Genomic DNA, 23,599 nt, shown 5'->3' on the forward strand with positions numbered 1-23,599 from the left:
TTTACGAGTGCGTCGATCCTACCCGAGTTAAAAATCGACCGCCAGCCACCGCAAAATCTTCTTTGCAGCCACGAAATTAAATATTTTGCATATTCATAGGGTTAGCTCGAAAAAAGGTGTTGACACCCCTCCGGAATTCCGTAGAATGCCGCCTCACAGCAGGCACGTAGCTCAGTTGGTTAGAGCACCACCTTGACATGGTGGGGGTCGTTGGTTCGAGTCCAATCGCGCCTACCAAACAAAATCCGCTCTGCTGGGCGGTCTGGAAGGGCTCACCGAAAGGTGGGCCCTTTTTTGTTGCCCTGGATTCTCTAGAGCTGGATTGGGGCCTTGTTCGTCGGCCTGGCGCCAGTACTGACTATTCTCCCTGAATCCGTCGCTTTAGCCTTGCCGGGTCATTAAGTGGCGCGCACGATTTCCTTCTCTCAGGTGCATCTTTCGTACTCATTCCAATTGCCCAAACCGATTCTCTTTGGTATCGATCGACTTCTTTGCATTGGACGCACATCTGGGTGGCTGTAATCCTGAGCCTCTGCCTCTCGGTAGCGGCCCTCAAGGATAAGGAGTCTCAGGATGCTCGGTTACTACGCTCAATACAGTCAGCACTACATCACTACGCTGATGATCTTCACCACGTTGTTTTTTGCCCTGCCCATTTTTATCGCGCCGATTGCATGGGCCCGGGCGATGCGCTGGACGATTCCCGAGCATCAGCATCTGGCAATCTACTTTGGCCGGTGCCTGGGGGCTTTTATCCTGGTGGTAGAAGTGGCGATGTTGCGTTCTGCGACGACCGGTACCAGTTTCAGTTATGCCTTCGATATGCTCTTTGTGGTCTTTGCACTGATGTTTGCAGTGCATGTTTATGGCGCGCTCAAACGCATTCAGCCTATTACTGAAACGTTGGAAATCGGTTTCTGGATGATTCTTTTCGTACTCAATACGCTCTTCTATCCGGGTGCGTCCATTACCTTGTGAGGACCTTGGAAAGAGAATTCCGCGCCGCTATCGCCAGGGCATTGGAAGCGCCGCTACTCAATATTTCTCAACCCCACCGTATTGCGTGCCAGTTTCGCGCGCTCACTCCAGGCGATGGTGTGGCTGGCCTTGTTCCAGCGCACTTGTCTGATGCCGCGATCCGTGGCGACGGCCATGGCGTCAGTGATCAAACGGATATTGAAGGTGGCTCCGGCGCATTCTCCGTGGTGAAGCAGGGCGGCTTTCCAGGCGTCCAGATCGCTCATGCTGGAGCGTTCGATGATGATGACCCTCTTGAATTCGCTGGCTACAAAATGAATCTCGTAACGTTCCCTCATGACCACAGCGTCCCTGCACTGATTTCTCTTGAGAAATATTATCATTTGCAGCTAATGTCAGGGTAATGGCTCGGGTCCAAATGAAAACCAATTCGATCTGATATTGAACTGTCAGCCTGGAATCGTATCCAACCTGAACATGTGACCAAGTATTTCGTCGACTTTTGTAGCGGGAGAAGGTGAGTGGGGAGGCGAGCGATGATCAAATTCTTTGCGGCGTACCTGTCCATATGCCTCCTGCTTCAATGGACGGTGGTCGAGGCATCGCCGTGGATTGCGTCTCATGTTCTGCTGCGCTGGATCCTTTGATCTGACTGGAAAGGCCGCGCCACCCCTGCCGCGCCGCCATGCAGGCGTAGAATGGGCAGTGTTATCTCATCCGAAGGAGTCGATCATGATCTCCGAGCAAACGAGCAGGCAGGCGTCCGAGAATAAGGCTGTCTGGGATCAATATTTTTGCGCTGCATTGATTGCCGAAAGCAATTTGACCGCGCCCGTCGTCGGTGGCGCTACGCATGAAGACCGGCAAAATCTATTGATCGAGAGGGCCAAAGCTCTCGCCGACAAAATGATGGAAAACAGAAAATGACCAGAGCCCAGCCATCGCGCTGGGCTCTTCGCATACGGCTCTTTCACTCGGCTCAGGCAATCAGTTCGACTTTACCGGTTGCCAGGCGGTAGATACCTCCTACGATTTTCAGCTTGCCCTTGCCGAGCGCGTCAGTGAGCAAGGGTGTGGCTTTCTTGAGGACGTCGACCGAGTTTTTGACGTTTTGCACAGTCGCGTTTTCTACCAGGTCCCCGGGTTGCTTGATCACGCTCTCGATAGCCGGCTTGAGTGCGTCAGTCAGTTTCGGGATCTTCCCGGGGAACACTGTGTGATCTTTCACGGCTTTTATGCCGGCCTCGATGGCGCCGCAACTTTCATGCCCCAATACCAGGATGAGCGGCGCGCCCAGCACGGCGACTCCGTACTCGATACTCGCCAAACCTTCATCGGTGACGAAGTTGCCAGCCACGCGAATGGCGAAAAGATCGCCGCGTGCGGTATCGAACGCGTACTCGGGGGCGATGCGCGAGTCGGAACAACTCAGGACCGCCACGAAGGGGTTCTGGCCGGAAACCAGGGCTTCACGTTCGTCCTTGAAGTCGTGCGTCTCGGAGTTGCCGCTGACGTAGCGCTCATTACCGGCCATCAACCTTTTGAGTGCCTCATCCGGACTGATGACGTTTTTCGGTTTGGGCGGCGCGGAGTCTGTTTGCGCTGCCTGAACAGGCCGGCCGGGCCATACACCCGCCAGTAGAAGGGCGCCGGCTCCTAATCCGGCAAGACGAAGAAAGTGACGACGATCATTCATTTTTGAAACAGAGTTTGAATCGCAGGATTCACACATGGTTGTGTACTCAGTTCAATTCGGTGGGAATGACAGCTATTGGGAGAGTGTCCGCAGGCACCTGCGGCACTGGAACGAGATAGTCTAGTCGGTCTGCAAGGTTATGGTTCGCGCTGGCTGCAGCAGCAGCTCGGTGGCGCGCGATCCCGTGTGTGACGAGCCGTGAGGCGGGTGCAAACCATTGATTCCTGGGCTACTACTGACAGGTTGTTTTTATTTCTTCCTGACTGGAGTTTCTTGATGCTGACTCACTGGCTGCTGGCGGCGGTTCACCTATTGGCCTTTGGCCTCGGGTTGTGGGCGGTTCTGGCGCGCGGTACGAACTTGCGGCGCCTGGCCGTCGGCACTGGGGAGGCGCGCAACGTGTTGGTTGCGGATAACCTTTGGGGCATTTGTGCGCTTGTCCTGCTGGTTACCGGTGGAATGAGAGCCTTTGGCGGGTACGAAAAAGGAACCGAGTACTACCTGCACCAGCCGCTGTTCCACCTCAAGATGACGTTTTTCGTCCTGATCCTGCTGCTTGAGGTGGCGCCGATGGTCACGCTGATCAAATGGCGGGTGGCGCTCGCCCGTGGCCAGGCGATCGATACCGGGCGCGCGACGCTGTTTGCACGGATCAGTCATGTCGAAGCGCTATTGATGCTGCTGATGGTCGTTGCGGCCACGGGCATGGCGCGGGGGGTGACGTTTGGTTAGTCGCGAGTGACCAGCCAAGGGTGATGAGGTGGCCGACGGTGGGGCGAGCGACTGAAGCTGGGAGCGTTGTTGCACGAATCTTTAGCCAGCCTTCGTCCCGGAGCGAACGGGCTGGCTACTGACTGCATCAGGATTCAGGTGTTTGCGGTTTTGCCGGGGCGGTGAGGCCTGCCTGAATGCGCTGATAAATCTCTTCGCGATGCACCGCGACGTCTTTCGGAGCGTTGATGCCGATCCTGACTTGCTGGCCGCTTACGCCGAGGATGGTGATCGTAATGTCATCACCAATGTTTATGCTTTCACCGACTTTGCGGGTGAGTATCAGCATGGTCTTCTCCTTGATTGCTTTGTGGGGCACCTGATTCGGACAGTGCAGAGGTCGGTGGTATGTATAGATTAGTGCGAAGTCTCAAGTTTTGGGTGCCTCTTTCTGACGCGCAGATGCTGCATTAATTCCCAAGGCGTAACTATACAGAGGCCGTCACCATCATTCTCGTTGTTTTGCGCCCATTTTGCGGCACTCGGGAAGTATTCATGAGTGTTAAAATCCGCACTTTAAGCCTTCAGAGGGAATCGTTGTGCGCAAAATGGTTTGGGTAATGGCAGTACTGGCGCTGGCGGGATGCGGTGAAGGCAAGCGTGTCGAGGTGCCAAAGCCTGCGCCAGCAGCGGTGGCCGCACCTGCGCAGGCATCGGCGCCGCAATGGGATCTGGAAGTGCGGGGTGAAACCCCCCAGGCCGTCAGCGACCTCAGCGGCTGGTTGATCGAACATAATTTCATGTCCAGTGTCGTCCGGGAAAACGGCAAGGTCCGCGTACTGATGGGGCCGTTCAATTCGAAAGCCGAAGCCGAGGCCAAGCAGGCGGAAGTGGGCGCGGCCATCATCAAGGCGAAGAAGCAGAACATCGAGCTGCTGGTGCTGGAACGTCCGGTCAGTGGCTAGAAACGCCAAGGCCTCGGGGGATGAACCCGAGGCCTTGGTGTTTGCAGCGGTCGCTCAGCCGCAGGTTTTCATGTCGACGGGGCCGACAAACTCGTTGCCGCGCCCCATGACGCACGCCACGCTCTGGTTGCGTTGACGTTCCCAGGCCTGCACCGGGTAGGTTTTGTCCCAGGCTTCATACAGTTGCCGGTCCTGTTTCGACAAGCGCAACCCGTACTGCTTGCTCATGTAGAAATAAGTCCGGGCGATCATGCCGCGAATGGACGGGCGAGGCATCACCTTCTTCGCCTTGAAGTCGACCTGGGTCAGGCACGAGCCATATTGACCCGATTGTTCGGGCAGCCAGCCGAAACTGAAGTTGCTGCGATCACCATTCACCTCACCGATGCTGGGCACCAGGTTATGCAGATCGGCTTCGGCAGTCTGGTAAACGGGGTCGTAGCGCGTGCACTGCTTGCGGCCGCCTTCCTGCCAGCACTGACGCTGATGGCCGATCTGCCAGGCCGGGACAATGTGTTCCCACTCGATACGGGCAGCGCGCTTGGCATTTTTACGCGGCACATACCCGCAGGCTGCGAGGTTCACCCGGTTGCCGGTGTATTTGCAGCCGCAATAAAACTCGGTGGATTGGGGCGCGTACAGCTTCCAGGCAACTTTCTTGGCTTCATTGAACGTGCGCGGTGCGTCGGCCTGGGCGCCCATGGCGAACAACAAAAACAGCAAGGCAAAACAACGGACACTCATTGACTCAGTCTTCCTTCGGCACAACCCAGAAAACCTGCACGCCGCCATCGTCGCGATAGGCGAGGGTGACGTTGTCGTTTTCATCGATTTCTTCGAGCAATCGCTCCCATTCATCCACGGGCTCGTCCGGAAGACGGAAAATCAGGGCGGCCTTGGCTTTTTGAGCGGTGGGGGAGTTGATGATTTTCTGAACGCGCAGGCCCATGCGGACATAGGCGTCGAGTGAGGCGGAGGTGGTGTCCACAGGATTATCCTTATTAAGCTGTACGTGCATACAGTATTTAACTGTAGGCTTTTTCGCAACTGCTTAAAATTCAAGAAAATCCTCTGACAGCGACTTTTGCTGTTTGGTGTAGGACGAGGCCCCTTTTTTTGTCAGGCGGGGAGGGTGTGAGAACCACTCGCCAAGGTTGGCGAGTGGTCAAAACGATGCCCGACCGGAATCGCTCGGGCGAAGGCGAATCAGTATTCCCAGAACATGCGCTGCAATTCTTTGCTGTCGTTGGTCTTGGTCAGCGCGACCATGGCCAGGATGCGCGCTTTTTGCGGATTCAGGTCATGCGCCACGACCCAGTCGTATTTATCGTCAGGCTGTTCGGCATTACGCAGTACGAAGCCACCGGCATTGACGTGGGAAGAACGAATGATTTGCACCCCGTCCTTGCGCAAGGCCTGCAGGCTTGGAACCACCCGCGAGGACACCGAACCGTTGCCGGTACCGGCGTGGATGATGGCTTTGGCGCCCGCTTGTGCCAGCGCCTTGTAAGCCGTGTCGCTGACGTTGCCATAGGAGTAGGCGATTTCCACGTCTGGCAGGCTCTTGATGGTCTTGATGTCGAATTCCGAATCCAGGGTGTGGCGCTTGGCTGGCAGGCGGAACCAGTAGGATTTGCCTTCGACCACCATCCCGAGCGGGCCCCAGGCACTTTTAAACGCCTCGGTCTTGATGTTGATCATTTTGCTGACGTCGCGACCCGACTGGATTTCATCGTTCATGGTCACCAGCACGCCTTTGCCGCGGGCTTCCTGGCTACCGGCCACGGCCACGGCGTTATACAGGTTCAGCATGCCGTCGGCCGACATGGCCGTGCCGGGACGCATGGAGCCGACAACGATGATCGGCTTGTCGGTTTTTTCCACCAGGTTCAGGAAGTAGGCGGTTTCCTCCAGGGTGTCGGTGCCGTGGGTGATCACGATGCCATCGACGTCGTCGCTATCGGCGAGTTCGGCCACCCGGCGGCCCAGTTGCAGCAGGTTGTCATTAGTCATGCTTTCGGAGGCGATCTGCATGACTTGCTCGCCGCGAACATTGGCCACTTGGCTGAGTTCCGGGACGCCAGCGATCAATTTGTCGACGCCGACTTTCGCCGCCTGATAGGTCGCACTGTTGGCGGCGCTGGCACCCGCGCCGGCAATGGTGCCGCCGGTGGCCAGGATGACTACGTTTGCCAGTTTTTGCCGGGTTTCGACTTCTTTTGCCTGGAGGGCAGTGGGCAGGAGCAGCAGGAGGGCCAAGGCGCCCGGAACGAAAGTCTTGATAGCAGATGTCATTATTTTTCTCTCTAGGGATAACGGTGCTGATGCAGGTTCATCTAGAAGCGCCCCAAACGAATCTGGACGAATGGGGTGCTGGAGAGAGGAGCAGGATCTGTACCAGTCATGATGCGCGTTGAGAAAAACGTTTAATCTGCTGATTTGTTTAGATATTTAAACAAGTTGTGCCGTGTGGTGTGTCCGGCTTTCCGACTGTCTGTCATTTTCGCGTTCGGCTAGCCGAAAGCCGTGTCGTGAATCGGCGCTAAAGAAACCTGTGCGCAGGTCGATCTCTTCTGAGGAATCTTTAATTCAGGGAGTTCACATGTCGGCTGTCGGTTTTCCAAGCGCATCCGTGATCAACATCGGCGGCAAACCGCCGGCAGCTGTCGAAGCATTGAATGAAGCGGCGTCTGACACGGCCGGCCAGCGCCTGGGCCTGGAGGAGGGCGAGAAAAAGGCCGTCAGTCTTGGCGGCGTTCGCGGTTCTGAAACCGAAAGCGGTGGCGGTCAGAGCATTACGGTGAAGACGCTGCTCAAGCGTATGCAGGAGTTGCAACAACTTCTGCGCGAACAGCAGCAGCAACTGGCAGCCACGCAAGCCAAGGAATTCCCGACCCCGGAAGCCAAGGCGACGGCGGTCATGGCCATTCAAAGTCAGATCGCCAGTACCTCAGCCGCCCTGTCGCAAGTAGCCGCCGCCCTGGCGAAGGAACTGACCAGCGCCGCCGCCACTGGTAACGTGATCAGTACGACGGCGTGACTGAAACCGTCCGTTTTGTTCACTCTTCGATTCTGGGAAGGCGCTTTCCGGTCGTTGACAAATTTTGACAAGGTTCGCATAGTTCGATCTCGCAAACGTTTGCGTGGCATTTTCGGTAGATAAAATCCATCGTCGATCGCCCCCGGCTTATTCTTGCGCAAGCGTTGCTCACAATAATCATAAGATCGGAGTGAACCCATGAAGCTGCCATTCGCTGGACGTCTTCTCGCTGTCGCTATGCTGGCGGCCGCATCCGTCACGCTGCCTGTCTCGTCGGCTTTCGCCGAGTCCCCGGAAAAGCCCAAAGTCGCACTGGTGATGAAATCCCTGGCCAACGAATTTTTCCTGACCATGGAAGACGGCGCCAAGGCCTACCAGAAAGACCACGCCGACGAATTCGAATTGATTTCCAACGGGATCAAGGACGAAACGGACACCGCTGGCCAGACGCGCATCGTCGAGCAAATGATCCTGGCCAAAGTTAATGCGCTGGTCATCGCGCCGGCTGACTCCAAAGCCATGGTACCGGTCATCAAGAAAGCCATGGACGCCGGTATTACCGTTATCAACATCGACAATCAGCTGGATCCTGCTGTCGTCAAAAGCAAAAACATCAGTGTCCCCTTCGTAGGCCCGGATAATCGCAAAGGTGCGCGCATGGTCGGCGAATATCTGGCCAAGCAGCTCAAGGCCGGTGACGAAGTCGGCATCATCGAAGGCGTGTCGACCACCACCAACGCGCAAGCCCGCACCGCGGGTTTCAAGGATGCAATGGAAGCCGCGCAGATCAAGGTGGTGTCCGTGCAGTCCGGTGACTGGGAGATCGACAAAGGCAACAAAGTGGCTGCCTCGATACTCAGTGAGTATCCAGAAGTGAAAGCCCTGCTGGCCGGTAACGACAGCATGGCGGTGGGTGTCGTGTCTGCCGTGCGTGCCGCCGGCAAGGCTGGCAAGGTGCAAGTGGTCGGTTACGACAACATCAACGCCATCAAACCGATGCTCAAGGACGGCCGCGTGCTGGCCACCGCCGATCAGTTCGCCGCCAAACAGGCGGTGTTCGGTATCGAGACGGCGCTGAAAATCATCAAGGGCGAAAAAGTCGACAGCGCCAACGGCGTGATCGAGACGCCGGTAGAGCTGGTTACCCAGTAATCCTCTGGCGACACAACGGTGCTCGCCTGTCCGGGCGAGCGCATGGAGAGTTTTTATGTCCGTTCGCGCTCCGAACGCTGTCCTCTCGGTCAGCGGTATCGGCAAGACCTACGCCCAACCGGTCCTGACCGGCATCGACCTGACGCTCATGCGCGGTGAAGTGCTGGCGCTGACCGGCGAGAACGGTGCCGGCAAGAGCACGCTGTCGAAGATCATTGGCGGGCTGGTCACGCCGACCACTGGCCAGATGCAGTTCCAGGGGCAGGATTATCGCCCCGGCAGCCGGACCCAGGCTGAAGACCTGGGCATCCGCATGGTCATGCAGGAACTCAACCTGCTGCCGACCCTGTCGGTGGCGGAAAACCTGTTTCTCGATAACCTGCCAAGCCACGGTGGCTGGATCAGTCGCAAGCAGCTGCGCAAGGCTGCGATCGAAGCCATGGCGCAGGTCGGGCTGGATGCGATCGATCCGGACACCCTGGTCGGCGAGCTTGGCATCGGTCACCAGCAAATGGTCGAGATCGCCCGTAACCTGATCGGCGATTGCCATGTGCTGATCCTCGACGAACCGACTGCGATGCTCACGTCCCGTGAAGTCGAAATGCTGTTCGAGCAGATCACTCGCCTGCAGGCCCGTGGTGTGTCGATCATCTATATCTCCCATCGCCTCGAAGAGCTGGCCCGGGTCGCCCAGCGCATTGCGGTGCTGCGTGACGGCAATCTGGTGTGCGTCGAGCCGATGGCCAATTACAACAGCGAGCAACTGGTCACCTTGATGGTCGGCCGGGAGCTGGGCGAACACATCGACATGGGGCTGCGCAACATCGGCGCGCCGGCGTTGACGGTCAAGGGCCTGACCCGCGCCGACAAGGTCCGGGACGTGTCCTTCGAAGTGCGCGCCGGCGAGATTTTCGGCATTTCCGGGCTGATTGGGGCAGGGCGCACCGAACTGCTGCGCCTGATCTTCGGCGCCGATACAGCGGACAGCGGCACGGTGGCGCTGGGTTCGCCCGCGCAGGTCGTCAGCATTCGTTCACCGGTGGATGCGGTCGGTCACGGCATCGCCCTGATCACCGAAGACCGCAAGGGTGAAGGCTTGCTGCTGACGCAATCGATCGGCGCCAATATTGCGCTGGGCAACATGCCCGGCATTTCCAGCGGCGGTTTCGTCAATCAGGGTGACGAGGCGGCGCTGGCCCGGCGACAGATCGATGCCATGCACATCCGCAGCTCCGGCCCGACACAATTGGTGTCCGAACTGTCTGGCGGTAACCAGCAGAAAGTGGTGATCGGTCGTTGGCTGGAACGCGACTGCTCGGTGCTGTTGTTCGACGAGCCGACCCGGGGCATCGACGTCGGCGCCAAGTTCGACATCTATGCGCTGCTCGGTGAGCTGACTCGACAGGGCAAGGCGCTGGTGGTGGTGTCCAGCGACCTGCGCGAATTGATGCTGATCTGCGACCGCATCGGCGTGTTGTCGGCGGGGCGTCTGATCGACACCTTCGAACGCGACAGCTGGACCCAGGATGATTTGCTTGCCGCCGCATTTGCCGGCTACCAAAAACGTGATGCGCTGCTCAACGAAGCGGCGCCTAGGGATCTTCCATGAAAACCGCATCATTGGCCGGCAAACGCAGCGGCAACTTTTATGGCCTCGGCACTTATCTGGGCCTGGCCGGCGCCTTGCTGGCAATGGTCGTGCTGTTCTCGATCCTGAGCAGCCATTTTCTGTCTTACGACACCTTCAGTACGTTGGCCAACCAGATCCCGGACCTGATGGTGCTGGCGGTCGGCATGACGTTCGTGTTGATCATCGGTGGCATCGACCTGTCGGTGGGCTCGGTGCTGGCGCTCGCGGCTTCGACGGTCAGCGTGGCGATTCTCGGCTGGGGCTGGAGCGTCCTGCCGGCGGCGTTGCTCGGCATGGCCGCGGCTGCGCTGGCGGGGACCATCACCGGCTCGATCACCGTGGCATGGCGTATTCCCTCGTTCATCGTGTCCCTGGGCGTGCTGGAAATGGCCCGCGGCGTGGCGTATCAGATGACCGGCTCGCGCACGGCCTACATCGGCGATGCCTTTGCCTGGTTGTCCAACCCGATCGCCTTCGGGATTTCGCCGTCGTTCATCATTGCCTTGCTGATCATTTTCATCGCCCAGGCGGTATTGACCCGCACCGTGTTCGGTCGCTACCTGATCGGTATCGGCACCAACGAAGAAGCGGTACGACTGGCCGGCATCAATCCCAAGCCTTACAAAATCCTGGTGTTCAGCCTGATGGGGTTGCTGGCCGGGATCGCCGCGCTGTTTCAGATTTCACGCCTGGAAGCGGCTGACCCGAACGCCGGCTCCGGGCTGGAGCTGCAAGTGATCGCTGCGGTGGTCATCGGCGGCACCAGCCTCATGGGCGGGCGTGGCTCGGTGATCAGTACGTTCTTCGGCGTCTTGATCATTTCCGTATTGGCCGCCGGCCTGGCGCAGATCGGCGCCACCGAGCCGACCAAACGCATCATCACCGGCGCGGTGATCGTGGTCGCGGTGGTGCTCGACACCTACCGCAGTCAACGCGCAAGCCGGCGGACCTGAATCATGGCAACGATCAAAGATGTGGCAGCCCTTGCGGGGATTTCCTACACCACGGTTTCCCACGTGGTGAACAAGACCCGACCGGTCAGTGAAGAAGTGCGGATCAAGGTCGAGGCGGCAATCAAGACCCTGGACTACGTGCCCAGCGCCGTGGCCCGCTCGCTCAAGGCCAAGACCACGGCCACCATCGGTTTGCTGGTGCCCAATAGCCTCAACCCTTACTTTGCCGAACTGGCCCGTGGCATCGAGGATTACTGCGAGCGCAACGGTTATTGCGTGATCCTCTGCAACTCCGACGACAACCCGGACAAACAACGCAGCTACTTGCGCGTGCTGCTGGAAAAACGCATCGACGGGCTGATCGTTGCGTCGGCGGGCGGCGACAGCGGGTTGGCGCAGGGCTTGTCGGGTGTGCGCACGCCGATGGTGATCGTCGACCGCGGGCTGGAAGGCGTCGATGCGGACCTGGTGCGCATCGATCACGAATACGGGGCCTACCTGGCGACCCGGCATCTGCTGGAACTCGGGCATCGGGATATCGCCACCATCAGCGGCCCGGCGACCACCAGCGTGGCGCAAATGCGTCTGGCCGGTTTTTGCCGAGCGTTGAAAGACGCAGGCGTCCGGGTGCCGGTCGAGCGCATGCTGGAAAGCGACTTCACCAGCACTGGCGGGTACAACGCCGCCGCGACCCTGCTAGAGCGCAACCCGCCCAGCGCCATCTTCGCCGCCAACGACATGATCGGCATCGGCGTGCTGCGCGCTGCCGCCGAGCGCAACGTGCGCGTACCGACGGAGCTGTCGGTGATCGGCTTCGACGACATCCAGATGAGCCGCTACGTCTACCCGGCATTGACCACCGTCGGCCAGTCGATCCTGCAACTCGGCGAGATGGCCGCCGAAGTGTTGCTGCGCAGGATTGCCACGCCGGACCTGGCCACCGAACAACGAATCGTGACGCCAAGCATCGTCATGCGGGAATCGACGGCACCGCTGGCCGGTGTATTCGCCGAGTACCGCTAAATTGAATGAATGAGTAGCAATGAATGTCAGCAAAAGTAGTGGTGATAGGCAGTCTGAACATGGACCTGGTGACCCGCGCGCCGCGGCTGCCACGGGGTGGTGAAACCCTGATCGGCCAGTCGTTTGCCACCGTTTCCGGTGGCAAGGGGGCCAACCAGGCCGTGGCCGCCGCGCGTCTGGGGACGCAGGTGTCGATGGTCGGTTGTGTGGGCGACGATGCCTATGGCCAAGCGTTGCGCGGGGCCTTGTTGGCCGAGGGGATCGATTGTCAGGCAGTCAGCACGGTGGACGGTTCCAGCGGCGTGGCGTTGATTGTGGTCGACGACAACAGCCAGAACGCCATCGTGATCGTTGCCGGCGCCAACGGTGCACTGACGCCCGCGCTGATCGGCTGCGTCGATGCGGTCCTGCAATCCGCCGATGTGATCATTTGCCAGCTGGAAGTGCCGGATGCCACGGTGGGCCATGCGCTCCAGCGCGGTCGTGAGCTGGGCAAGACCGTGATCCTCAATCCGGCACCCGCCAGCCGTCCATTGCCAGCAGACTGGTACGCGAACATCGATTACCTGATTCCCAACGAAAGTGAAGCGTCGGCCCTGACCGGGTTGCCGGTGGATTCCCGGCAAAGCGCGCAAGACGCGGCGAGCCGCCTGATCGAAATGGGCGCCGGCAAGGTGATCATTACCCTCGGTGCCGAGGGCTCGCTGTTTGCCGATGGCCAACGCTTCGAGCACTTCCCCGCCTCGGCCGTGAAGGCGGTCGACACCACGGCGGCGGGTGACACGTTCGTCGGTGGTTTTGCCGCGGCATTGGCGGGCGGTAAAAGCGAAGCCGAAGCGATCCGTTTCGGACAGGTCGCCGCAGCCCTGTCGGTCACCCGGGCCGGCGCACAGCCCTCGATTCCTACCTTGTCCGAAGTGCAGGCGTTCAACAGACCATGAAAAAGACCCCTTTGCTCAACGTTGCACTGTCGCGGCTGATCGCGTCCCTGGGGCATGGCGATACCGTGGTGATCGGCGACGCGGGACTGCCCGTGCCGCCCGGCGTCGAACTGATCGACCTGGCCCTGACCCATGGCATTCCCGATTTCATCAGCACGTTGAAGGTGGTGCTGAGCGAAATGCAGGTTGAAAGCCATGTGCTGGCCCAGGAGATTCTGGAGAAAAAGCCGTCGGCGCTGCTGGCGCTGGATGAGCTGAATGCCGAAGGTGTGCTGGGGCAGCGCGAGTTGCTCAGCCATGAACAATTCAAAGTGCTCAGCCGCACGGCCCGGGCGATTGTGCGGACCGGTGAATGCCAGCCGTACTGCAATATCGTGCTGGTCGCCGGGGTGACGTTCTGACTCGTTCCAATTCATGACCTTGCACAAGGAGTGCGCCATGTATCGTGTTGCCCGCCAACTGCCTCATCTGCTTCGGAGCCTGCTGCTTGTGTCCGTGATTACTGCAACCGGCGCCCATGGGGCGGAAAAAATCGACTTGATCATCGACACCGACCCCGGTGCCGACGACGTGGTTGCCTTACTGTTTGCGCTGGCATCGCCGCAGGAGCTGAACATCCGCGCGTTGACCACCGTCGCCGGCAACGTGCGCCTGGACAAGACGTCGCGTAATGCGCGACTGGCTCGCGAGTGGGCAGGGCGCGAGGAGGTGCCGGTCTACGCCGGCGCGAAGAAGCCGCTGATGCGCAAACCCATCTATGCCGAGGACATCCATGGCAAGGAAGGGCTGTCCGGCATCACAGTCCATGAGCCGAAGGCAGGCCTGGCCGAAGGCAACGCGGTCGAGTACCTGATCGACACCCTGATGGCGGCCAAGCCCCACAGCATCACCATCGCCATGCTGGGACCGCAGACCAACCTGGCATTGGCGTTGATCCAGGAGCCGGACATCGTCCAGGGCATCAAGGAAGTGGTGATCATGGGCGGTGCGCACTTCAACGGTGGCAACATTACGCCCGTGGCAGAGTTCAACCTGTTCGCCGATCCGCACGCGGCCGAGGTGGTGCTCAACAGTGGTGTGAAACTGACCTACCTGCCGCTGGACGTCACTCACAAGATCCTCACCAGCGACGCGCGCCTGCACAAGATTGCCGCGTTGAACAACAACGCCAGCAAGCTGGTGGTCGATATTCTGAATGACTACATCAAGGCCGACATGGAGCACTACGGGATCCCGGGTGGTCCGGTGCATGACGCGACAGTCATCGCCTATCTGCTCAAGCCGCAGCTGTTCAGCGGACGGGCGGTGAACGTGGTGGTGGACAGCGGCGAAGGCCCGACCTTTGGCCAGACCATTGTCGACTGGTACGACGGCCTCAAGGCGCCGAAGAATGCCTTCTGGGTTGAGAGCGGTGATGCCCAGGGCTTCTTTGATCTGCTGACCGAGCGATTGGCGCGGCTGAAGTAGGCGGCTACGCTGTTTCCGGATGCCCGGCGCCGTGGTTCGTCGGGTACTTTTCGAAAATCTGCTCGATGAACGATTGAGCGGCCTCGGTGCCCAGTTCCTTGACCAGCAGATCGATGCCGATGATTGCGAGTTCTTCCGGGCTGCCGGGGCTGTAGGAGCTGTGACCTTCTGGCCACTTGGCTTTGATGTCGGCGTCAATGCTTACGGTGGTCATGATGGCGCTCGTGCAGTCGGAGAGTTCGAGCGAGGAGTTAACCATTTTGCCGCGCTTTTGGCACTCCGACTTAGGCATGAGTGGAAGGCTATGCGACACTTGGTCTTTGAGGACTTTTCAAGGACTGCGCTGTGCAGATCGATCTGAACACCCCTGATGGCCTGACCCTTGAAGCCGTGCGTCAGCTCCTGGCGTCCGCCAGCGACGATCAGCACACGCAATTGCGTGTGACCCGCGGCGGCATCGCCTATATTTCTTCGGGAGTCGTGGGCGGCACCGATATCGACGGGTTGCTGTTTCGCCTGGAAACCTGGGCCAAGGGGTCCGGTTATGTCGGGCGGGTCGCGGCCAGTGACGAGGTCTGGGTCATGCAGATCTTCAATGCTCTGAAGCAGAACTGGCCAAAACCGGCTTTCGACTATATAGACGTCTACTAAGCATTGTTCATATTCAGTCACGATTGAGTGATGAAGGGCCGGGCGATGCTCAGGCAAACTGGCCGATTGTTTTGTAACGTGAGAACAGGTCGTCAGTTCTCCTTGTGAAACCAAACGCCGCAATGGCGGTCGCACGATCTCAGCTCAACTCTAGAAAAAAGGAGGCTTCATGCCTTGGAAGTTCGCGTCATTGGGTACTCTGTTGGCCGTTGCCATGCTGTCCGGTTGCAGCACTGCCGACACCGAATCGACAACAGACCCTGTTACGACGACTGACACAGGTCACAGCCGTTGCGAGGCCAAAGCCGCCGAGTTCACCATTGGCAAACAGGCTTCGCCCGAATTGCTGGAGCAGGCGCGTACACGTGCCGGCGCACAGAATGCGCGCTTCCTTCAGCCTAACGACATGGTGACGCTGGAATACCGCTCTGACCGTCTGAACCTGAATACCGATGCCAATCGGGTCGTCACGCGCGTCAACTGCGGCTGATCGCTCGGGCTTTTGCGTTACCCATAAAAAACCCCGTCACATGGACGGGGTTTTTTTAGCGCGCCTGGAAATTACTCTGGGCGAACTTGAGCAGCTTGCATACCCTTTTGGCCTTTCTCAGCCACGAAGGAAACGGTCTGGCCTTCTTTCAGGCTTTTGAAACCGTCGCTTTCGATAGCTTTGAAGTGTACGAACAGGTCGTCACCGCCACCTTGAGGAGTGATGAAGCCGAAGCCTTTTTCATCGTTGAACCATTTAACGGTGCCGGTTTGGCGATTAGACATGGTGTATCTCCAAGAAACTTATATTTTCAGTAGTACTGTGCTGCTCAGGCCAACTGGGCACACCGGGGTATCATAGTCGAAATGTTCGCTTTGGGAGCCCCCCGCAGGTGCTGTTTGCCCTACAGTCGCACACACTTTGTTACCTGATCTGGCTGGAAGCCCCGTTTTAAAAGGCTTCCAGCCGAAAGTAAAGACGATAAAAAAAGCTGTAAAACCTGCATATTTTGTCGGAAAAGGCGGTTTTGAGGTGCCTTTTACCGGCGCAAGGCGCTTTCAGGACGCCCGATGGGGCTTATTTTTTCGCCGGATTAGTGGCCTTGCACTTGGAAATCTGGGTCAGTGCCTGTTGCTTCAGGGCGTCACTGGCCTGATTGTCCATCAAGGCCTGAAGGTCCTTGGCCGGGTACGACTTGATTGCATCGGCACCGCAGGCGCAGTGGGCTTTTGCGGCCGCAGCGCCGATCTGCGGCGTGGCTGCCTGGGTGCACTGCGCCATGTACTTCTCGCGCTCACCCTTGGGCCAGTCGGCGTGGGCGGCCAGTGGCAGCAGCAATACGATGGGTGCGACAACGGCGAACAAACGATTCAGACGCATGCCGGGATGCTCCTTGTGGGTCAATGTCTTGTTATCTGAGGGGGAAAGCGGGGATCAAGTTCAGCACTCTGGCATAAAAACGGCGGATTTGCCCTGTCAGAAGCCCTGCATGCCGCCACGACCGTTCATCTGTGCTAGCATGCCCCGCTCGGGCGTTTGCAGGCGCCGGTCGACCTATCGTCCCGGCTGCGGCATTCCCCGAACAATCCTGATTTGAATCCCAGTCACTCTGGTTCGGTTTCCGGTTGGCCGCAAGGCTCCTGCCGCTGTAAGGCAGGCGTTCGTCATTGAATGGCCTGGATCGGATCTTGTACTGGCTCATCCCAACCCACGTGACCTTTGGTAGGGGTCACCACTAGGAGAGGAGGCGCCATGCCAACTATTACTCTTCCCGACGGCAGTCAACGTTCATTCGATCACCCGGTTTCCATCGCCGAGGTCGCCGCATCCATCGGTGCCGGTCTGGCCAAGGCCACCGTGGCCGGCAAGGTCAATGGCAAGCTGGCTGATGCCAGCGACATCATCGACAGCGACGCTACGCTGCAAATCATTACGCCAAAGGATGAAGAGGGGCTGGAGATCATTCGCCACTCTTGTGCCCACCTGGTCGGCCATGCGGTCAAGCAACTGTACCCGACCGCCAAAATGGTCATCGGTCCGGTCATCGACGACGGCTTCTATTACGACATCGCCTACGAGCGTCCTTTTACCCCGGACGACCTGGCGGCTATCGAACAGCGCATGCAGCAGCTGATCGAGAAAGACTACGACGTCATCAAGAAGGTCACTGCGCGCGCCGACGTGATCGAAGTGTTCAAGGCTCGCGGCGAAGACTACAAGCTGCGCCTGGTCGAGGACATGCCGAACGAACAGGCCATGGGCCTGTACTACCACGAAGAATACGTCGACATGTGCCGCGGTCCGCACGTGCCGAACACTCGCTTCCTGAAATCCTTCAAGTTGACCAAGTTGTCCGGCGCCTACTGGCGCGGTGATGCCAAGAACGAGCAATTGCAGCGCGTCTACGGCACCGCATGGGCTGACAAGAAGCAGCTGGCGGCTTATATCCAGCGTATCGAAGAAGCTGAAAAGCGCGATCACCGCAAGATCGGCAAGCGCCTGGGCCTGTTCCATACCCAGGAAGAAGCGCCGGGCATGGTGTTCTGGCACCCGAACGGCTGGACCCTGTACCAGGTGCTCGAACAGTACATGCGCAAGGTTCAGCGCGACAACGGCTACCTGGAGATCAAGACCCCTCAGGTCGTCGATCGCAGCCTGTGGGAGAAATCCGGGCACTGGGCCAACTACGCCGACAACATGTTCACCACCGAGTCGGAAAGCCGCGACTACGCCATCAAGCCAATGAACTGCCCTTGCCACGTGCAAGTGTTCAATCAAGGCCTGAAGAGCTACCGCGAGTTGCCGATGCGTCTGGCCGAATTCGGTGCTTGCCACCGTAACGAGCCGTCGGGTGCGTTGCACGGCATCATGCGCGTGCGTGCGTTCACTCAGGACGACGCCCACATCTTCTGCACCGAAGAACAGATGCAGGCCGAATCCGCTGCGTTCATCAAGCTGACCATGGATGTCTACGCCGACTTCGGCTTCAAAGACATCGAAATGAAGCTGTCCACTCGTCCGGAAAAACGCGTCGGTTCCGATGAGCTGTGGGATCGCGCCGAGGCGGCACTGGCTGCAGCCCTTGATAGCGCTGGCCTGCCGTACGATTTGCAGCCGGGCGAGGGCGCGTTCTACGGTCCGAAGATCGAGTTCTCGCTGAAAGATTGCCTCGGTCGCGTCTGGCAGTGTGGTACCCTGCAGCTCGATTTTAACCTGCCTGTCCGTCTGGGTGCCGAATACGTCTCCGAAGACAACAGCCGCAAGCATCCGGTGATGTTGCACCGGGCGATCCTTGGTTCCTTCGAGCGTTTCGTCGGAATCCTGATCGAGCACTATGAAGGTGCTTTCCCTGCGTGGCTGGCGCCAACCCAGGCAGTGATCATGAATATCACTGATAAACAGGCAGATTTTGTTGCCGAAGTAGAAAAAACTCTCAACGAAAGCGGGTTTCGTGCCAAGTCTGACTTGAGAAATGAAAAGATCGGCTTTAAAATCCGCGAGCATACTTTGCTCAAGGTTCCGTATCTCTTGGTTATCGGGGATAAGGAAGTCGAGATGCAGACTGTCGCTGTGCGTACTCGTGAAGGTGCTGACCTGGGCTCGATGCCCGTCGCCCAGTTCGCCGAGTTCCTCGCGCAAGCGGTTTCCCGGCGTGGTCGCCCAGATTCGGAGTAATTATTATTAAGCGTGAAATGAGACAAGATAAACGAGCTGCACCGAAAGCCCCGATCAACGAGAATATCTCGGCACGCGAGGTTCGGTTAATTGGGGCTGAAGGTGAACAGCTTGGGATTGTGTCAATTGAAGACGCGCTTCTTAAGGCTGAAGAGGCCAAACTGGATTTGGTGGAAATTTCCGCCGATGCAGTACCCCCTGTTTGCAAACTGATGGACTACGGCAAATCGATCTTCGAAAAGAAGAAGCAGATTGCCGCGGCCAAGAAAAACCAGAAGCAGATTCAGGTTAAAGAAATCAAGTTTCGTCCAGGGACGGAGGAAGGGGATTACCAGGTAAAACTGCGCAACCTGGTACGTTTCCTGAGTGACGGGGACAGGGCCAAGGTATCCTTGCGATTCCGCGGCCGTGAGATGGCCCACCAGGAGCTGGGGATGGAACTCCTCAAGCGAGTTGAAGGTGACTTGCTCGAGTACGGTTCGGTCGAACAGCATCCTAAGATGGAAGGACGCCAGCTGATCATGGTCATCGCCCCGAAAAAGAAGAAGTAATCAACAGGGCACGGCAGGCCTTCTGATTATGTTTATCAACTGAATGCGGAGTATCCGAACATGCCAAAAATGAAGACCAAAAGTGGTGCTGCTAAGCGGTTTCTGAAAACTGCTAACGGTATCAAGCACAAGCACGCTTTCAAGAGCCACATCCTGACCAAAATGTCGACCAAGCGTAAGCGTCAACTGCGCGGTAGCAGCTTGCTGCATCCGTCTGACGTGGCAAAAGTCGAGCGCATGCTGCGCCTTCGTTAATTTTAGTCAAGAATAGAGGAAGTAACTCATGGCTCGTGTAAAGCGTGGCGTCATTGCCCGTAAGCGTCACAAAAAAATTCTGAAACTTGCTAAAGGCTACTACGGCGCTCGCTCGCGCGTATTCCGTGTTGCCAAGCAAGCGGTAATCAAGGCAGGCCAATACGCCTACCGTGACCGTCGTCAGAAAAAACGTCAGTTCCGCGCTCTGTGGATCGCCCGTATCAACGCTGGTGCTCGTATCAACGGTCTGTCCTACAGCCGTTTCATCGCCGGCCTGAAAAAAGCGTCCATCGAGATCGACCGTAAGGTTCTGGCTGATCTGGCAGTGAACGAAAAAGCGGCGTTTGCTGCGATTGTCGAGAAAGCTAAAGCCACCTTGGCTTAAGTACCCCCGACAGTCACCCGGCCTCACCTCTGTGGGGCCAGGTGTTAAACGTCATAAATAGGGGAAGAGCCTTCAAGCTCTTCCCCTATTTTGTATCTGGAGTCTGTACATGGAAAACCTGGACGCGCTCGTCTCTCAAGCACTAGAGGCTGTGCAAAGCGCTGAAGATATCAATGCCCTGGAGCAAATCCGGGTTCACTACCTTGGCAAAAAAGGTGAATTGACTCAGGTGATGAAGACCCTGGGGAATTTGCCGGCCGAAGAGCGTCCGCAAGTCGGTGCGCTGATCAACGTTGCCAAGGAGCGTGTCACAGAGGTTCTCAATGCGCGCAAGGCGTTGTTCGAGGAGGCCGATCTTGCGGCCAAGCTCGCCGCCGAATCCATTGACGTGACCCTGCCTGGCCGTGGCCAGACCTCTGGCGGTCTGCATCCGGTTACCCGGACTCTGGAACGTATCGAGCAGTTCTTCACCCATATCGGCTACGGCATCGCCGAAGGCCCCGAGGTCGAAGACGATTACCATAACTTCGAGGCGCTCAACATCCCAGGCCATCACCCGGCCCGGTCGATGCATGACACCTTCTATTTCAATGCGAACATGTTGTTGCGCACCCATACCTCGCCGGTACAGGTCCGCACCATGGAATCGAAACAGCCGCCGATCCGCATCGTCTGCCCAGGCCGTGTATACCGCAGCGACTCCGATATCACCCACTCGCCGATGTTCCACCAGGTCGAAGGCCTGCTGGTCGACCGCGACATCAACTTCGCCGACCTGAAAGGGACGATCGAAGAATTCCTGCGCGTGTTCTTCGAAAAAGAACTGGCCGTGCGTTTCCGCCCTTCGTATTTCCCGTTCACCGAGCCATCCGCTGAAGTCGACATGGAATGCGTGATGTGCAGCGGTAAAGGCTGCCGCGTCTGCAAGCAGACTGGCTGGCTGGAAGTCATGGGTTGCGGCATGGTTCACCCGAACGTGCTGCGCATGTCCGGGATCGACCCGGAAGAGTTTTCGGGCTTTGCCTTCGGCATGGGCGTTGAACGTCTGGCCATGCTGCGTTACGGCGTGAACGACTTGCGTCTGTTCTTCGACAACGACTTGCGGTTCCTCGCGCAATTTCGCTAGTCGTAACGAATTCTTAGGAGAGCAGGATGAAATTCAGTGAACAATGGCTGCGTGGCTGGGTTAGCCCGCAGGTAAGTCGCGATGAGCTGGTTGCTCGTCTGTCGATGGCCGGTCTTGAGGTCGATAGCGTTACCCCGGCCGCCGGTGTATTCAGTGGCGTGATCGTCGGTGAGGTGCTGAGCACCGAACAACACCCGGACGCCGACAAGCTGCGCGTTTGCCAGGTCAGCAACGGTTCGGAGACGTTCCAGGTCGTGTGCGGTGCACCGAACGTGCGCCCGGGCCTGAAGATCCCGTTCGCCACCATCGGTGCCGAGCTGCCGGGCGACTTCAAGATCAAGAAAGCCAAGCTGCGTGGCGTTGAGTCCAACGGCATGCTGTGCTCGCAAGCCGAGCTGCAAGTGGGTGAGGGCAACGATGGCCTGATGGAGCTGCCGGCCGATGCGCCGGTGGGTCAGGACATTCGTGAATACCTGAACCTGGACGATGCCAGCATCGAGGTCGACCTGACCCCGAACCGTGGCGACTGCTTGTCCTTGGCGGGCCTGGCCCGTGAAGTCGGCGCGCTGTACGACGCCGAAGTGACTCGTCCGGTCGTTGCTGCCGTTGCAGCCGTGCACGATGAAGTGCGTCCGGTTGAAGTACTGGCACCCGCCGCCTGCCCGCGCTACCTGGGTCGTGTAATCCGCAACGTCGATCTTTCCAAGCCTACTCCGCTATGGATGGTCGAGCGCCTGCGTCGCGCTGACGTTCGTAGCATCGACGCAGCCGTCGACATCACCAACTACGTGATGCTCGAACTGGGCCAGCCGCTGCACGCCTTCGATCTTGCCGAAATCAACGGCGGCATCCGTGTACGCATGGCTGAAGAGGGCGAGAAACTGGTACTGCTCGACGGTCAGGAAGTCAGCCTGCGTAGCGATACGCTGGTGATTGCCGATCACACCCGTGCCCTGGCTATCGCCGGCGTCATGGGTGGCGAGCACAGCGGCGTCAACACCGCGACCACGCGCGATGTCTTCCTGGAAAGCGCATTCTTCGATCAGATTGCCGTCGCTGGCAAGGCCCGTTCCTATGGCCTGCACACCGATGCATCGCACCGCTACGAGCGTGGCGTGGACTGGCAGCTGGCCCGTGAAGCCATGGAACGTGCCACCGGCCTGCTGCTGGAGATCACTGGCGGTGAAGCGGGTCCGATCATCGAAACCGTCAGCGAACAGCACTTGCCGTCGATCGCTCCGGTGACGTTGCGTGCGCAGCGCATCACCCAGATGCTGGGCATGGAAATGGATTCGGCCGAAGTCGAGCGTCTGCTCAGCGCTTTGGGCCTGACCATTACGGCGGATGGAGCAGGGCAGTGGCGCGTAGAAGTGCCAAGCCATCGCTTCGACATCAGCCTGGAAGTCGACCTGATCGAAGAGCTGGCCCGTCTGTACGGTTACAACCGCCTGCCGGTTCGTTACCCGCAGGCGCGTCTGGCGCCGCAAGCCAAGGCTGAAGCACGTAGCGATCTGCCTGAACTGCGCCGTCTGCTGGTGGCCCGTGGTTATCAGGAAGCGATCACTTACAGCTTCATCGATCCGAAACAGTTCGAGCTGTTCAATCCAGGTGTCGAACCGCTGCTGCTGGCCAACCCGATTTCCAACGACATGGCCGCCATGCGCTCGTCGCTGTGGCCGGGCCTGGTCAAGGCGCTTCAGCACAACCTGAACCGTCAGCAGGATCGCGTTCGTCTGTTCGAGAGCGGCCTGCGCTTCGTCGGTCAGCTCGACGGCTTGAAGCAAGAGCCGATGCTGGCCGGTGTGGTTTGCGGTAGCCGTCTGCCGGAAGGCTGGGCGCAAGGTCGCGATGTCGTCGACTTCTTCGACGTCAAGGCCGACGTGGAAGCGGTGCTGGGCTTCGCAGGTGCACTGGATGCCTTCACTTTCGTGCCGGGCAAGCACCCTGCATTGCATCCGGGGCAGACCGCACGCATCGAGCGCGAGGGTCGCCTGGTCGGCTTCGTTGGCGCCATCCACCCGGAGCTGTCGAAAAACCTGGGCCTGGATCGTCCGGTCTTCGTGTTCGAGCTGGTTCTGGCGGAAGTGGCTTCGGGTAAAATGCCGAAATTCCACGAGTTATCGCGCTTCCCTGAAGTGCGTCGTGACCTGGCACTGATTGCGCACAAAGACGTTGCAGCCTCGGCTGTACTGGACGTAATCCGTGAAAATGCAGGCGAATGGCTGACAGACCTCAGGCTATTTGACGTGTATCAGGGTAAAGGCATTGATCCTGATAGAAAAAGCCTTGCAGTCGGCTTGACCTGGCAGCATCCATCGCGCACTCTTAATGACGATGAGGTGAATTCCACGACGCAAAACATCCTCACCTCGCTCGAACAAAGGTTGAACGCCACGTTAAGGAAGTGACGT

29 protein-coding genes and 1 tRNA gene are annotated in these 23,599 nt (G+C 58.5%); 21 read left to right on the forward strand and 9 right to left on the reverse strand.

The features are described from left to right. Window positions 1-160 precede the first annotated feature (160 nt). A tRNA-Val gene (locus tag F8N66_RS15945) sits at window positions 161-237 on the forward strand. A 336-nt stretch (window positions 238-573) separates the two neighbouring features. Further along, complete coding sequence (locus tag F8N66_RS15950; protein ID WP_150771097.1) at window positions 574-978, forward strand: hypothetical protein; 405 nt, start codon at window positions 574-576, stop codon at window positions 976-978. A 53-nt stretch (window positions 979-1,031) separates the two neighbouring features. On the opposite strand, the gene F8N66_RS15955 is transcribed toward F8N66_RS15950, so the two are convergent. Then, window positions 1,032-1,316 (reverse strand): hypothetical protein, encoded by a 285-nt coding sequence (locus tag F8N66_RS15955; RefSeq protein ID WP_150771098.1) that lies wholly within the window; start codon window positions 1,314-1,316, stop codon window positions 1,032-1,034. Between the two features lie 394 nt (window positions 1,317-1,710). On the opposite strand from F8N66_RS15955, the gene F8N66_RS15960 reads away from it, so the two are divergent. Further along, complete coding sequence (locus F8N66_RS15960; RefSeq protein ID WP_150771099.1) at window positions 1,711-1,905, forward strand: hypothetical protein; 195 nt, start codon at window positions 1,711-1,713, stop codon at window positions 1,903-1,905. A 52-nt stretch (window positions 1,906-1,957) separates the two neighbouring features. Here F8N66_RS15960 and F8N66_RS15965 read toward each other — a convergent pair whose 3' ends face one another. Beyond that, complete coding sequence (locus tag F8N66_RS15965) at window positions 1,958-2,710, reverse strand: carbonic anhydrase (protein ID WP_150771100.1); 753 nt, start codon at window positions 2,708-2,710, stop codon at window positions 1,958-1,960. 240 nt (window positions 2,711-2,950) lie between these two features. Here F8N66_RS15965 and F8N66_RS15970 point away from each other — a divergent pair, with 240 nt between their 5' ends. Continuing rightward, on the forward strand, window positions 2,951-3,406 hold the full coding sequence (locus F8N66_RS15970) for a DUF2214 family protein (RefSeq protein ID WP_150771101.1): 456 nt from the start codon (window positions 2,951-2,953) through the stop codon (window positions 3,404-3,406). A 127-nt stretch (window positions 3,407-3,533) separates the two neighbouring features. On the opposite strand, the gene csrA is transcribed toward F8N66_RS15970, so the two are convergent. Beyond that, window positions 3,534-3,734 (reverse strand): carbon storage regulator CsrA, encoded by a 201-nt coding sequence (gene csrA / locus F8N66_RS15975; RefSeq protein WP_128608931.1) that lies wholly within the window; start codon window positions 3,732-3,734, stop codon window positions 3,534-3,536. 250 nt (window positions 3,735-3,984) lie between these two features. Between csrA and F8N66_RS15980 the strand changes: the two genes are divergently transcribed. Next, a complete protein-coding gene (locus tag F8N66_RS15980; RefSeq protein ID WP_150771102.1) occupies window positions 3,985-4,350 on the forward strand; it encodes an SPOR domain-containing protein in 366 nt (121 codons plus the stop codon). 54 nt (window positions 4,351-4,404) lie between these two features. Here the strand turns inward: F8N66_RS15980 and F8N66_RS15985 are convergent, their stop codons facing one another. The 3 genes from F8N66_RS15985 to F8N66_RS15995 all read right to left on the reverse strand — a co-directional run bounded on the left by F8N66_RS15985 (window position 4,405) and on the right by F8N66_RS15995 (window position 6,645). Then, the gene (locus F8N66_RS15985) at window positions 4,405-5,094 is read right to left on the reverse strand and encodes an endonuclease (protein ID WP_150771103.1); all 690 of its coding nucleotides are present in this window, start codon (window positions 5,092-5,094) and stop codon (window positions 4,405-4,407) included. Window positions 5,095-5,098: 4 nt separating this feature from the next. Then, on the reverse strand, window positions 5,099-5,368 hold the full coding sequence (locus F8N66_RS15990; protein ID WP_150771104.1) for a DUF1654 domain-containing protein: 270 nt from the start codon (window positions 5,366-5,368) through the stop codon (window positions 5,099-5,101). A gap of 188 nt (window positions 5,369-5,556) precedes the next feature. Beyond that, on the reverse strand, window positions 5,557-6,645 hold the full coding sequence (locus F8N66_RS15995; protein WP_150771105.1) for an asparaginase: 1,089 nt from the start codon (window positions 6,643-6,645) through the stop codon (window positions 5,557-5,559). Window positions 6,646-6,952: 307 nt separating this feature from the next. Here F8N66_RS15995 and F8N66_RS16000 point away from each other — a divergent pair, with 307 nt between their 5' ends. The 8 genes from F8N66_RS16000 (at window position 6,953) to F8N66_RS16035 (ending at window position 14,556) form a co-directional block, all read left to right on the forward strand. Then, a complete protein-coding gene (locus F8N66_RS16000) occupies window positions 6,953-7,390 on the forward strand; it encodes a hypothetical protein (RefSeq protein WP_150771106.1) in 438 nt (145 codons plus the stop codon). Between the two features lie 198 nt (window positions 7,391-7,588). Further along, window positions 7,589-8,542: a sugar ABC transporter substrate-binding protein gene (locus F8N66_RS16005; RefSeq protein WP_150771107.1), complete on the forward strand. Its 954-nt coding sequence runs from the start codon at window positions 7,589-7,591 to the stop codon at window positions 8,540-8,542. A gap of 55 nt (window positions 8,543-8,597) precedes the next feature. Beyond that, window positions 8,598-10,151: a sugar ABC transporter ATP-binding protein gene (locus F8N66_RS16010; protein WP_150771108.1), complete on the forward strand. Its 1,554-nt coding sequence runs from the start codon at window positions 8,598-8,600 to the stop codon at window positions 10,149-10,151. Then, window positions 10,148-11,125 (forward strand): ABC transporter permease, encoded by a 978-nt coding sequence (locus F8N66_RS16015; RefSeq protein ID WP_150771109.1) that lies wholly within the window; start codon window positions 10,148-10,150, stop codon window positions 11,123-11,125. Before F8N66_RS16010 ends, F8N66_RS16015 begins: the two co-directional genes overlap by 4 nt. 3 nt (window positions 11,126-11,128) lie before the next feature. Continuing rightward, window positions 11,129-12,148 carry a LacI family DNA-binding transcriptional regulator gene (locus F8N66_RS16020; RefSeq protein ID WP_150771110.1) on the forward strand — a complete coding sequence of 340 codons (1,020 nt, stop codon included), beginning with the start codon at window positions 11,129-11,131 and terminating at the stop codon, window positions 12,146-12,148. Between the two features lie 23 nt (window positions 12,149-12,171). Next, window positions 12,172-13,089, forward strand: coding sequence for a ribokinase (gene rbsK / locus F8N66_RS16025; RefSeq protein WP_150771111.1), 918 nt, complete (start codon window positions 12,172-12,174; stop codon window positions 13,087-13,089). Further along, window positions 13,086-13,490, forward strand: coding sequence for a D-ribose pyranase (gene rbsD, locus F8N66_RS16030; RefSeq protein ID WP_150771112.1), 405 nt, complete (start codon window positions 13,086-13,088; stop codon window positions 13,488-13,490). Before rbsK ends, rbsD begins: the two co-directional genes overlap by 4 nt. Window positions 13,491-13,527: 37 nt before the next feature. Next, a complete protein-coding gene (locus F8N66_RS16035; RefSeq protein ID WP_150771113.1) occupies window positions 13,528-14,556 on the forward strand; it encodes a nucleoside hydrolase in 1,029 nt (342 codons plus the stop codon). Window positions 14,557-14,560: 4 nt separating this feature from the next. On the opposite strand, the gene F8N66_RS16040 is transcribed toward F8N66_RS16035, so the two are convergent. After that, the gene (locus F8N66_RS16040) at window positions 14,561-14,770 is read right to left on the reverse strand and encodes a hypothetical protein (protein WP_150771114.1); all 210 of its coding nucleotides are present in this window, start codon (window positions 14,768-14,770) and stop codon (window positions 14,561-14,563) included. Window positions 14,771-14,901: 131 nt separating this feature from the next. Here F8N66_RS16040 and F8N66_RS16045 point away from each other — a divergent pair, with 131 nt between their 5' ends. Both F8N66_RS16045 and F8N66_RS16050 read left to right on the forward strand, forming a co-directional pair. Next, complete coding sequence (locus F8N66_RS16045) at window positions 14,902-15,207, forward strand: hypothetical protein (protein ID WP_150771115.1); 306 nt, start codon at window positions 14,902-14,904, stop codon at window positions 15,205-15,207. A gap of 169 nt (window positions 15,208-15,376) precedes the next feature. Then, complete coding sequence (locus F8N66_RS16050) at window positions 15,377-15,697, forward strand: I78 family peptidase inhibitor (RefSeq protein WP_150771116.1); 321 nt, start codon at window positions 15,377-15,379, stop codon at window positions 15,695-15,697. A 71-nt stretch (window positions 15,698-15,768) separates the two neighbouring features. Here the strand turns inward: F8N66_RS16050 and F8N66_RS16055 are convergent, their stop codons facing one another. Together F8N66_RS16055 and F8N66_RS16060 are read right to left on the reverse strand one after the other, a co-directional pair. Then, complete coding sequence (locus tag F8N66_RS16055; protein WP_003179963.1) at window positions 15,769-15,981, reverse strand: cold-shock protein; 213 nt, start codon at window positions 15,979-15,981, stop codon at window positions 15,769-15,771. Window positions 15,982-16,273: 292 nt separating this feature from the next. Next, window positions 16,274-16,576, reverse strand: a complete 303-nt coding sequence (locus F8N66_RS16060; protein WP_150771117.1) for a hypothetical protein — start codon at window positions 16,574-16,576, stop codon at window positions 16,274-16,276. Between the two features lie 372 nt (window positions 16,577-16,948). On the opposite strand from F8N66_RS16060, the gene thrS reads away from it, so the two are divergent. The 6 genes from thrS (at window position 16,949) to pheT (ending at window position 23,596) form a co-directional block, all read left to right on the forward strand. Next, window positions 16,949-18,871, forward strand: coding sequence for a threonine--tRNA ligase (gene thrS, locus F8N66_RS16065; RefSeq protein ID WP_150771118.1), 1,923 nt, complete (start codon window positions 16,949-16,951; stop codon window positions 18,869-18,871). Then, window positions 18,871-19,422, forward strand: coding sequence for a translation initiation factor IF-3 (gene infC, locus F8N66_RS16070; RefSeq protein ID WP_172435341.1), 552 nt, complete (start codon window positions 18,871-18,873; stop codon window positions 19,420-19,422). The genes thrS and infC overlap by 1 nt, the downstream gene beginning before the upstream one ends. A gap of 60 nt (window positions 19,423-19,482) precedes the next feature. Beyond that, window positions 19,483-19,677 carry a 50S ribosomal protein L35 gene (rpmI, locus tag F8N66_RS16075; RefSeq protein WP_002553160.1) on the forward strand — a complete coding sequence of 65 codons (195 nt, stop codon included), beginning with the start codon at window positions 19,483-19,485 and terminating at the stop codon, window positions 19,675-19,677. Window positions 19,678-19,705: 28 nt separating this feature from the next. Beyond that, window positions 19,706-20,062 carry a 50S ribosomal protein L20 gene (gene rplT / locus F8N66_RS16080; RefSeq protein ID WP_007905879.1) on the forward strand — a complete coding sequence of 119 codons (357 nt, stop codon included), beginning with the start codon at window positions 19,706-19,708 and terminating at the stop codon, window positions 20,060-20,062. A 109-nt stretch (window positions 20,063-20,171) separates the two neighbouring features. After that, window positions 20,172-21,188, forward strand: a complete 1,017-nt coding sequence (gene pheS, locus F8N66_RS16085; protein ID WP_007940232.1) for a phenylalanine--tRNA ligase subunit alpha — start codon at window positions 20,172-20,174, stop codon at window positions 21,186-21,188. 26 nt (window positions 21,189-21,214) lie between these two features. Continuing rightward, window positions 21,215-23,596, forward strand: a complete 2,382-nt coding sequence (gene pheT, locus F8N66_RS16090) for a phenylalanine--tRNA ligase subunit beta (RefSeq protein ID WP_150771119.1) — start codon at window positions 21,215-21,217, stop codon at window positions 23,594-23,596. Window positions 23,597-23,599 lie beyond the last annotated feature (3 nt).

It is taken from the genome of Pseudomonas fluorescens, from assembly GCF_902498195.1.
In the GTDB taxonomy this organism is placed as follows: Bacteria; Pseudomonadota; Gammaproteobacteria; order Pseudomonadales; family Pseudomonadaceae; genus Aquipseudomonas; species Aquipseudomonas fluorescens_BU.

Coding starts and splice junctions, on each gene's coding strand:
- F8N66_RS15950 (WP_150771097.1), top strand. CDS start 574: ATGCTCGGTTACTACGCTCAATACAGTCAGCACTACATCACTACGCTG.
- F8N66_RS15955 (WP_150771098.1), bottom strand. CDS start 1,316: ATGAGGGAACGTTACGAGATTCATTTTGTAGCCAGCGAATTCAAGAGG.
- F8N66_RS15960 (WP_150771099.1), top strand. CDS start 1,711: ATGATCTCCGAGCAAACGAGCAGGCAGGCGTCCGAGAATAAGGCTGTC.
- F8N66_RS15965 (WP_150771100.1), bottom strand. CDS start 2,710: ATGTGTGAATCCTGCGATTCAAACTCTGTTTCAAAAATGAATGATCGT.
- F8N66_RS15970 (WP_150771101.1), top strand. CDS start 2,951: ATGCTGACTCACTGGCTGCTGGCGGCGGTTCACCTATTGGCCTTTGGC.
- csrA (WP_128608931.1), bottom strand. CDS start 3,734: ATGCTGATACTCACCCGCAAAGTCGGTGAAAGCATAAACATTGGTGAT.
- F8N66_RS15985 (WP_150771103.1), bottom strand. CDS start 5,094: ATGAGTGTCCGTTGTTTTGCCTTGCTGTTTTTGTTGTTCGCCATGGGC.
- F8N66_RS15990 (WP_150771104.1), bottom strand. CDS start 5,368: ATGCACGTACAGCTTAATAAGGATAATCCTGTGGACACCACCTCCGCC.
- F8N66_RS15995 (WP_150771105.1), bottom strand. CDS start 6,645: ATGACATCTGCTATCAAGACTTTCGTTCCGGGCGCCTTGGCCCTCCTG.
- F8N66_RS16000 (WP_150771106.1), top strand. CDS start 6,953: ATGTCGGCTGTCGGTTTTCCAAGCGCATCCGTGATCAACATCGGCGGC.
- F8N66_RS16005 (WP_150771107.1), top strand. CDS start 7,589: ATGAAGCTGCCATTCGCTGGACGTCTTCTCGCTGTCGCTATGCTGGCG.
- F8N66_RS16010 (WP_150771108.1), top strand. CDS start 8,598: ATGTCCGTTCGCGCTCCGAACGCTGTCCTCTCGGTCAGCGGTATCGGC.
- F8N66_RS16015 (WP_150771109.1), top strand. CDS start 10,148: ATGAAAACCGCATCATTGGCCGGCAAACGCAGCGGCAACTTTTATGGC.
- F8N66_RS16020 (WP_150771110.1), top strand. CDS start 11,129: ATGGCAACGATCAAAGATGTGGCAGCCCTTGCGGGGATTTCCTACACC.
- rbsK (WP_150771111.1), top strand. CDS start 12,172: ATGTCAGCAAAAGTAGTGGTGATAGGCAGTCTGAACATGGACCTGGTG.
- rbsD (WP_150771112.1), top strand. CDS start 13,086: ATGAAAAAGACCCCTTTGCTCAACGTTGCACTGTCGCGGCTGATCGCG.
- F8N66_RS16035 (WP_150771113.1), top strand. CDS start 13,528: ATGTATCGTGTTGCCCGCCAACTGCCTCATCTGCTTCGGAGCCTGCTG.
- F8N66_RS16040 (WP_150771114.1), bottom strand. CDS start 14,770: ATGACCACCGTAAGCATTGACGCCGACATCAAAGCCAAGTGGCCAGAA.
- F8N66_RS16050 (WP_150771116.1), top strand. CDS start 15,377: ATGCCTTGGAAGTTCGCGTCATTGGGTACTCTGTTGGCCGTTGCCATG.
- F8N66_RS16055 (WP_003179963.1), bottom strand. CDS start 15,981: ATGTCTAATCGCCAAACCGGCACCGTTAAATGGTTCAACGATGAAAAA.
- F8N66_RS16060 (WP_150771117.1), bottom strand. CDS start 16,576: ATGCGTCTGAATCGTTTGTTCGCCGTTGTCGCACCCATCGTATTGCTG.
- thrS (WP_150771118.1), top strand. CDS start 16,949: ATGCCAACTATTACTCTTCCCGACGGCAGTCAACGTTCATTCGATCAC.
- rpmI (WP_002553160.1), top strand. CDS start 19,483: ATGCCAAAAATGAAGACCAAAAGTGGTGCTGCTAAGCGGTTTCTGAAA.
- rplT (WP_007905879.1), top strand. CDS start 19,706: ATGGCTCGTGTAAAGCGTGGCGTCATTGCCCGTAAGCGTCACAAAAAA.
- pheS (WP_007940232.1), top strand. CDS start 20,172: ATGGAAAACCTGGACGCGCTCGTCTCTCAAGCACTAGAGGCTGTGCAA.
- pheT (WP_150771119.1), top strand. CDS start 21,215: ATGAAATTCAGTGAACAATGGCTGCGTGGCTGGGTTAGCCCGCAGGTA.